The following is an 8,657-nucleotide window of genomic DNA, read 5'->3' on the forward strand; positions in this document are numbered from 1 at the left end:
TTGATCGCCTGCTGCACATCCATGAAGACGTTGTAGTCTGGCTTCAACACATAGTAGACCGCCTCAAAATCAAGAGAAAAAGCGCCGAAACCCTTGAAATGAGCGCGGTCAAAGCGGGCGTCGCCTTGTGCCTCAATGGCCTGCTGAACCAGCGCCGGTATCTGCTCCAACTTCTCCGCCGCGGTGTCGTAGGTCACGCCGATGGCAAACAGGGCTCGGCGCTCCTGCATGCGCTTGTAGTTGCGGATGCGGCTCTTGAGCAGGTCATTGTTGGAAAAAATGATCTGCTCGCCGCTCAGGCTGCGAATGCGGGTGGTCTTCAGTCCAACGTGCTCCACGCTACCCATCATGTCATCCACAATGATGAAGTCGCCGATGACAAACGGCTTGTCGATGGCGATGGACAGCGAGGCGAACAGGTCGCCCAGGATGTTTTGCACCGCCAAGGCCACCGCAATACCGCCAATGCCCAAGCTGGTGACCAGCGCCGTCACGTTGAGACCCAGGTTGTCGAGCATCAACAGCAGCACCAACACCCAGACCACGACCCGGCCCAGGAAGGACAGCAGCGACAAGGTCATGGCGCGCGCACCTTCGTCCTCCTTTTCGCCTTGCGAGAAGCGGTGTTTCAGCCAGAAAACCAGCCCCCGGCTGAACCAGAAGCCAACCTGCAAAATGATGACGGTAACCAAGGCGCGGTCAGCGAATTTTTCAAGCGCCGCAGGCAGCGTCAAGAAATGCGTGCCCAGGTACAAGCCGGTGGCGCCAACCAGCAAGATGCGCGTGGCCGACAGCACTTCGATTAGGAAGTCGTCAATCACCGTCTCGGTGGTCTTGGCGATGCGCTGCAGATGGTGCAAGACGAGCTTGCGCAAAAAATGCAGCAGCAGCATGAAGCCCACGGCGGCAAGTAGTGCAAAAACCCAATCTTGGGTGGTATTTTCGGCTATCAGTTTTCGAAACATCGTTGTCAAATTCAAGAGCGATTCAATATAAATTGGCTGTCAGCAACACACGCCAATGGCGCGCAAAAATATCTCTCAATGCGTCTGCGTGACCTTGCGCAGCGACGGATGTTGGTCCGGATCTATACCGCAACGCTCGGCCAGGGTGGCGCACGTGAGTTGTGCAATGAAAGCCAGCAAGGCCGTGCGCGCCCAGCGCGCCTCAGGAAACGGCAGCGGCAATTGTGCGTCAAGGGTCTGGTCGCACCCCAAACAAATAAATGGCACACCACGCGCCAGCAAGGCGGTGCTGACGGCTTGCTTGCTTTCCATGGGTTCGTCTGCGCCTGAGAAAATCACCACCCGGTCCTGCGGGTTGGCCGCCGCAATCGGGCCATGCAAATACTCGGCTGTCGAGTAAGCAAAGGCCGGCACGCCGACGCTTTCCTGCAACTTGAGCGCAGCATCCAGCGCCCCGCCGATGGAAGGCCCACGCGCCAGCCAGGTGACCGTGCGCGCACCTGCCAGAAAAGTGGCCACTTGATCCGGCACACCGGCCGCGTCAATGCGAAGCAGGTTGGCCGCGGTCTGTTCGGCCGCTTGCGTGATGTCATAACCGGCCAGGGCTGCGGCGATGAAAAGCTGTGCGATCACACTTTTGGTGGCGGGCACCGCCAGCTCCGGCCCGCAGCCCAGACGAATCACGTGGTGTGCGGGTTGCAACAGCTGGGCGTTGGAAAAACCGGCCTCGGTCACAGCCACCACCAGCGCACCGCGCGCGCGCAACCACTCGGCGCTAGCAGCAATGTCGGTCGATTTGCCGGAATAAGAAAACGCGTACACGACGGCATCAGACCAGTCGGCATCAGGCAGCGGCTGAGTCGTCAGCCAAGGGCGGAACTCAATCGGCGGGCGACCCGTCTGCAGCCCAAACAAGTAGGCGGCAAAGGTGCAGACATTGCCCGAACTGCCCCGCCCCAGCAGCACCGAGGTGGGACGGTCAGCCACCAGTCGGCGAATGGCGTTGGCCTCGCTCTGCCACCGCGTGGCCTCAAAGCGCAGCACCTGAGGTGCCTGACGGGCCTCTTTGGCCATGGTGCTATTCAACATGTAGATTCTCCTTAGGGGTGTAAATGACCTGCGGCGGCAATGCCTGCCAGTAATACTCGCAGGGCACGGGGCCGTGCAAATGGCCCGCGATGCGCGCGCGCATGCCGTCGTCGTTGTCGAACAGGGCAGGCACCTGGCTGGCGTAGTGACGCAGCAGCGCCATCTTGGCCGTCACATCGACCGGTAGCACCAAGCGCTGGCCCGCGGCCAAGTGCAGCCGCTTCAGCGCCTGCGCTGGGTCGTCGTCGTCGCCGCGACCCATGTGCGGGTCGGCCACGTAGGGGAAATCTTCATAAAACAGCAGCTCAGCGCCCGCATTGGTGGCCGCCATGCGCACGGCCACCTGGGCGGCGATCTGATGGTCTACATGATGCCCGATGCCCATCGGACTGAGCAGCAGGATGCGGCCCAGGTCCAGGCAGAGGCGGCGCAGCACCAGGTAAAGCTCTTCGACGTGCGCCAGGTCTTCAATGCGAGGCAACACCCAGCGCTCACGCGCGTTGCGGTAGATGAGCCGCCCGGTCAGAGGGCTGCGGCGGTAGATGCCATCGGCAAAACTGAGGTGGACAAAATCGGTGTCGACCGAGTGCATGGCCGCGATATCTTCGCGCCGTCGGGCGCGCGAACTCACATGGCCGCGTCGGGTTGATATCTTGCTGCTGCCGTCAGCATTGACGACGCGCAAGCTGCCGCAACAAATACTCACCACCAGGGTCGAGACCCGGTCACGCAGGGCATGCAGCAAACCGCCGCAACTCAAGGCAGCGTCGTCCAGATGCGGCGACAAGATGACCACGCGCTCGAACTCATTCCAGTCGAAACGCGTCAGCAGGGGCAGCGTGCTCATGCGCAGGCCGGCAACAAAGTGCCGTAGATAGCCTGGGCCCGCTCCAGCATGCGCGCGGCCACGGATACCTGGCCCACGAGTGGATTCGCGGCGAGCGCCGCCACCAGCGCCTCGCGGCTGCCCCCGGCGGCGGCGCGGGCAGTGAGCCTTTGGTAGCGCTCCAGTTGCGCAGCCAGACCGGTAAAAGAGCCGGGCAACGCCGGCGCGGCCGTGCGCTCGATCCCGGCGCGCGACACACGCACGCGCGTCTCAATGACAGTGTCCGCTGCAAACGCCGATGTGGCACCTTGATTGGGCAGGTTGAGTACCAGTTCGTGCGTCGTGCTTGACGCCAGCGCCCGGATCACAGTCACCGCCAGGTCGCCAAAACCGGCCGAACCACGGTAAATGCGCAGCTGCGGCGTCGCGCTCTTTCCCTCAGCCTCGAAGTGCGCATAATATTTATCGAGCGACGCTGCCACCACATCGCTGCGCGGCCCAACACGGCGTGCCTGGGCGACAAAGGCATCCGGGAACAGATAGTAGGGCAGATAGGAGTTTGGCCAATAGCCGGGGTTTTCGCGGGCCATCGCCAGCGAAAATTCGAAGCGCAGCTTGTGCTCTTCGTCGTAGTCGGTTGGTGCCGCCAGCAACTCGGGAATGTCGCTTAACGGCGCGCCGTCAATGAAAATGTCCTTGTACCAGGTCGCGTGGTTGAGGCCGTTGCAGCGAAACGCATAGCGCTGCAGGCGACCCAGCGCATGGCAGATGGCCTGCAGGTCTTCGTCGGACTGGTCGCACATGCCAATGACATTCACGCCACCCCAATCCACCAAGGCCTGGGTCACGATATTGCTTGGGTTGGTGTAATTCAGCAGGACGGCCTGCGGTGCCAGGGCTTGCATCGTGGCGGCTACGCGCAAGGCCTGCGGCACGGAGCGCAGCGCAAAAAAGAAGCCACCTGGGCCCACCGTTTCCTGACCGGGAATACCAAACTCCAGCGGCAGTGTCTCGTCAATGCGGCGTGCAGCCAGACCGCCGGGCCGGGTTGAGTTCAAAACCAGATCAGCGCCCTGTATCGCGGCTTCCAGCGTGTCAGCCACTTCAACTTTGAACGCGTCGGCGTGCCGGGCCATCGCCCTGCTCAAGCGTGCGACGATGGCCAAATGGCGGGCATCCGTGTCGTACAAGCGCACGGTTTTGAGCGGCAATTCGCCGGCATGGGCAATCAGGGCTTGCAGCAGACCAGGGGTATAGGCGCTGCCACCACCCAGAATAGTCAAGGTTTCCATAAGCACTCATTGGCTAAATCGGCCATCAGGCCGGGTTTTGTGACCAGCCCACCGATTTGGTTCAAAATTTTTGCTGCGGTACGGGTGCCGAGTCGCACGCTTGCCTCGGGCGTCAGACCGCGCACCAGGCCGGCGATCACACCCGCGCAAAATGCATCACCCGCCCCGGTGGCATCGACCACTTTCACCGGCAGTGCAGGCACGCGCACGGGCACCGCGTTCAGTACGCCGACAACCCCCTGGGCACCCAAGGTCACGAGCACCGAGTGCGCCGCTTGGGCCAGGACTTGCGGCGCGGCGGCAACGTCGCCGCAGGCGGCCTGCGCCTCTTTTTCATTGAGCACCAGCAGATCCCATGCATTCTCTTTGCGCTCGGCCAGGACGCTGAGCTGGCGCGGACTCCAACTGCCGCTGACCGAAATGCGCGCGCCGTCTTGTCGCGCCAGGGCCAGCGGCCCGCCAAGACGAGCGGCCTCTTCCAGGCCCGGCACATGCACCCAGGCGCTCGCGGGCAGACGCTTGACGCTGACCAGCACATCGAGCTCTGCGGTGCTGACAAACGCGCGGTCGTTTGCATCAGAGAAGACCAGCGAAATGGCAGGGTTGTCCCGCGCGGGGAGAGGCGCCAAAGTGATACCCAAGCGCTGCGCCAGCAGTGCCACCGCCTGATCCACAATGCCATGACCCATCGGGACACACAGCGTCACCCGAAGCCCAAGCGCCGCGGCCACCGTAGCGGTGTTAAGTGCGCCGCCCAGGGCCAGTTGGATGCCGTCAATAAACAGCTCCTCACCCGGCGGCGGGCGCACGTGCGGCGGCACGAAAACTTCAAAGTAGGCCAAACCGATGACGACGAGGTCGGTCATCGACGGATCCCCCTTTTCTCTGCCCAACGCGCTCACCAGCCCCAGACCAAGCGCTTCGCTATCCAGCCCTTGAGTCCACCGTCGCGTTGTACCTTGACCCAGTTATTGCGGTGCTCCAGCGTGCGCAGCACTTCCCCGTAGGGAGCCTTGCCAAGAATTCGACCACCGGTGCTGGGCGTACTGCGCACATTCGCCACGCTGGACTTCACAATCACATGCGGCTTTTTGTTGACCAGCGGGCGGTACACCCACCCGGTATCCTTTTCGAAGTCGCGCACCTTGAGCCATTTGCCCTTGCGTGCGGTCACTTCCAGCGGATAGCCCGTGCTCAGCGCCCAGACCACCGAATGGCGCGTACTTGCGCCTGTTCGCATATTGATCTCGGACTTGGCCACACTCACCATGTCCCTGGCCTGCAACGCAGGGGCAAACACCAATGAAATCAACGCGACCAACAATGTGAACAGGTATTTCAAGCTAAACATGAGACTCCGATATTAAAAATTTAAGTAAAAGCCAGGGGTGAAGCTAGGCTTGCTGCACTGCACGCATGAATTCATCACCCCAACGCACCACATCGTTGTCGGCCACGATGGCGGCCATGCGCTGACAGCGGTAGGCTGTCTCGTCCGCCCCCATGGTGAGTGCCTGATGCAGTATTTTTGACATCGAATTCGCGTCGTAGGGGTTAGTCAGCAGCGCGCCATGCAACTCGACGGCCGCGCCCGCAAATTCCGAGAGAATCAGCACGCCAGCGGTTCCGGTGGCTTTTTTGGTGGCGACGAATTCTTTGGTGACGAGGTTGAGCCCATCGCGCAGCGGCGTAATCCACGCCACGTCGCAGGCCGCGTAATGCGCGACCACATCCTCATACGGCAAGGAGCGGTAGAAATAACGCACCGGCGTCCATTCCAGGGTTGAGAAGCGGCCATTGATGCGGCCCACAATCCGATCAACCTTCGTGCGCAGAGATTCGTAAATCTCCATCCCCGGCGCGGCGGGTGTGATGATGTTGAGCAAGGTCACACCACCAATCAATTCCGGGTGCTCTTCAAGCAATCGCTCAAAGGCCTGCAACTTCTCCAACGAACCTTTCACGTAGTCGAGCCGCTCGATCGAGATGATGCCCTTGACACCATGCAACAGCGTCTCGATGCGGGCGACCTTCTTCTGCACGGCTGGTTTTTTGACAATTTGCTCGATCAGCCCAACATCGATACCGACCGGATGCGCACCCAGCGTCACACGGCGCCCCGCAACCTCAATGACCGAGGTCATGGTGTCGACGCCCAGCGCGCAGCCGTAGGTGACAAAGCGCGGCGCACAGGCCACCGTTTGAAGCACGTCGAGCGGTGTGTACGAGCGCACGGCATCGACAAAATTTTCGACATAGCGCGGAATATGAAAACCAACGTAATCGCACTGCAGCAGGCTGCCAATGATCTCGCGCCGCCACGGCAGAATGTTGAACACGTCGCTCGACGGAAACGCCGTATGGTGAAAGAACGCGATGCGCAGGTCGGGTCGCAGCGGGCGCAAGAACGCCGGCACCATCCACAGGTTGTAATCATGGATCCAGACCACCGCGCCTTCAGCCGCCTCACACGCAGTCTGCTCGGCGAAGATTCGGTTGACTTCCAGGTAGCGTTCCCAGTGTGCCTGGCAAAACTCGGCTTTGTCCGGGAACGAGAAAATGATCGGCCAAAAAGCTTCTTTTGAGAACTTCTTGTAGAAGATATCCACGTCATCTTCGGTCAGCGCAATCCGCGCCACGTTCAATTTCGGATAGCGTTTGGCATCAACCGGCACATGGCGAACGAAGCCTTCAGGCGCGCGACTGGCCTGCATCGACCAGGCCACCCAGGACCCTTTGCGCGCGCCCGCAAAAAACCCCAGCAGTGTCGGGATGATGCCGTTCGGGCTCTTGGGCCGCTTGTGTTTGACCACACCGTCTTCCAGCACCTCGTCGAACGGAGGCCGGTGGTAAACCATCACCAGATCAGCCACGCCGCGCTCGTCCATGCGGCGTTGTGCCTTGGGAGAGCTTTCAACTTCCGTGCCGTGGTGCGCCAGCCCCGCCAAAATGCCGCCGCATCCTTCGTCTTCAGCGATAAATACACGCGCCATCTTGCGCACCCGCTCCACCAGCGCGGGTTCGGCACCGCCGACGACGATGCCTCGAAAGCCGGTCGCATACATGGAAAGATCGTTCAGTGTGTCGCCCGCCACGATGACGGTTTCAAGGTCAAAGCCTTCAGCTTTGGCGAGGCCACTCAGTGCAGCGCCCTTGCTGACCCCACGCGGCAAGACGTCGAGGTAACGGCCTGCTGACCACAGCAGATCACAGTCGAGTTCTTCAACCGCAGCCCGCAATTCATCGGTAATGCCACCCTCGCTCATAAAGAACGAGCAGCGCCGTTCCTGCGGCACGGTCTGGCGCTGCAAGGCCGGAAAGCGGGCGAGTTGTTGCAGCACGACTTGCGCGCCAGGCCAGCGCGCAGCGATGTCGTGGTGCAGTGGATCAACCGGCCGCAAATCGCCGTGCAAAATCGTCGCCCCCACGTCGGCAATGATGTAGTCTGGCTGCGGCAGTGTGGAGTCGCTGAGCAAGGGGATGATTGACTCGAGACCCCGACCGGTGACGTAAATGAGCTTGGCGCCTGGCAGCCCGCCACTGAATAATTCACGTATCCGGCGTCGCATCGTTTGCGTGCCAGCCAGCAAGGTGCCGTCCAAGTCAGTGGCCAAGACCAGATTGCTGGCCGTTTTGGGGGTGATACGTGGTTGTTGGTTTCTCAAATTCAAGCTCAATTTCCTTTCGGGGAGTCGCCCGGTTGTTGCCGTGGGCCAATGGGCTCGGCGAGTTGTGAAAGGCCAAGCGAGGCATGGAAACGCGCGTTGTGCCAGCAGCTCGTCTCGGGCTCGCGCCCCCAATGCCCAAGTCGACGCAACTGGCGCCAGGGATTTTTTTATTGAGGGGAAGCAACGCCAGCGACGTGTCCAATTCACTCACCGTTGCAGTTACTGGCCGCGCCAAATTATTACATTTGTACAAATTTAATTATCGACTTTTGTCGCTGCCAAGTCAAGGACATCAAATCAAGTCAATCATTGGAATGTCATCGCTAGCACCCGACGGCATTGCCCAAAAAAGCAAAACACCCTCCGATCGGGTAGCGGCAACTCGCTCCTGCGCGCGCCAATTGGGCACGTGAGGTCGCCCAGCGCCTGCCTGACTACCAAGACCACAGCGTCCACCCGGCCTGAACCGGACCGATGGTGTGCTCGGGGTGCATCGCAACGCGCAACATCCAACGTCAGCAGACGACCATTTAGCTACACTATTAGTAGCTACTTAATAATACTCCACGCGGGCTAGAGCCCTAAAAGGCTTGAAATTATTGAGCTTTTGACGCGAGCGCGTTGGCCGGCTTGACTTGAGACGCGGTCCGATTGAGGTACAGCGTCTGGGTCGGGAAGGCAAACTCAATACCGTGTTCGGCAAAGCGGCGCACCAATTGCAGATTGATCGCCTGCTGCACATCCATGAAGACGTTGTAGTCTGGCTTCAACACATAGTAGACCGCCTCAAAATCAAGAGAAAAAGCGCCGAAACCCT

At 60.6% G+C, this 8,657-nt stretch carries 7 protein-coding genes and 1 pseudogene; all 8 read right to left on the bottom strand.

What is annotated here, in order from left to right:
* Window positions 1-965: mechanosensitive ion channel family protein (locus tag GZ093_RS18885; protein WP_296489072.1), on the bottom strand; the 965-nt coding region annotated here is incomplete at its 3' end.
* Window positions 966-1,040: 75 nt separating this feature from the next.
* Window positions 1,041-2,054: an SIS domain-containing protein gene (locus GZ093_RS18890; protein ID WP_296489076.1), complete on the bottom strand. Its 1,014-nt coding sequence runs from the start codon at window positions 2,052-2,054 to the stop codon at window positions 1,041-1,043.
* Window positions 2,044-2,901 carry a PIG-L family deacetylase gene (locus tag GZ093_RS18895; protein WP_296489078.1) on the bottom strand — a complete coding sequence of 286 codons (858 nt, stop codon included), beginning with the start codon at window positions 2,899-2,901 and terminating at the stop codon, window positions 2,044-2,046. Before GZ093_RS18895 ends, GZ093_RS18890 begins: the two co-directional genes overlap by 11 nt.
* Entirely contained in the window at window positions 2,898-4,172 is a 1,275-nt protein-coding gene (locus GZ093_RS18900; protein ID WP_296489081.1) for a hypothetical protein, read from the bottom strand. Before GZ093_RS18900 ends, GZ093_RS18895 begins: the two co-directional genes overlap by 4 nt.
* On the bottom strand, window positions 4,160-5,038 hold the full coding sequence (locus GZ093_RS18905) for a carbohydrate kinase family protein (RefSeq protein WP_296489084.1): 879 nt from the start codon (window positions 5,036-5,038) through the stop codon (window positions 4,160-4,162). The genes GZ093_RS18900 and GZ093_RS18905 overlap by 13 nt, the downstream gene beginning before the upstream one ends.
* A gap of 32 nt (window positions 5,039-5,070) precedes the next feature.
* Window positions 5,071-5,523: an SH3 domain-containing protein gene (locus GZ093_RS18910; RefSeq protein WP_296489086.1), complete on the bottom strand. Its 453-nt coding sequence runs from the start codon at window positions 5,521-5,523 to the stop codon at window positions 5,071-5,073.
* A 43-nt stretch (window positions 5,524-5,566) separates the two neighbouring features.
* Complete coding sequence (gene ggpS, locus GZ093_RS18915) at window positions 5,567-7,843, bottom strand: glucosylglycerol-phosphate synthase (RefSeq protein ID WP_296489088.1); 2,277 nt, start codon at window positions 7,841-7,843, stop codon at window positions 5,567-5,569.
* A gap of 593 nt (window positions 7,844-8,436) precedes the next feature.
* A pseudogene (locus tag GZ093_RS18920) lies at window positions 8,437-8,657 on the bottom strand (mechanosensitive ion channel family protein); the annotation flags it as partial.

Origin of the sequence: Rhodoferax sp. (genome assembly GCF_010365055.1) — a bacterium.
In the GTDB taxonomy this organism is placed as follows: domain Bacteria; phylum Pseudomonadota; class Gammaproteobacteria; order Burkholderiales; family Burkholderiaceae_C; genus Rhodoferax.

Coding starts and splice junctions, on each gene's coding strand:
- GZ093_RS18905 (WP_296489084.1), bottom strand. CDS start 5,038: ATGACCGACCTCGTCGTCATCGGTTTGGCCTACTTTGAAGTTTTCGTG.
- GZ093_RS18895 (WP_296489078.1), bottom strand. CDS start 2,901: ATGAGCACGCTGCCCCTGCTGACGCGTTTCGACTGGAATGAGTTCGAG.
- GZ093_RS18890 (WP_296489076.1), bottom strand. CDS start 2,054: ATGTTGAATAGCACCATGGCCAAAGAGGCCCGTCAGGCACCTCAGGTG.
- GZ093_RS18910 (WP_296489086.1), bottom strand. CDS start 5,523: ATGTTTAGCTTGAAATACCTGTTCACATTGTTGGTCGCGTTGATTTCA.
- GZ093_RS18900 (WP_296489081.1), bottom strand. CDS start 4,172: ATGGAAACCTTGACTATTCTGGGTGGTGGCAGCGCCTATACCCCTGGT.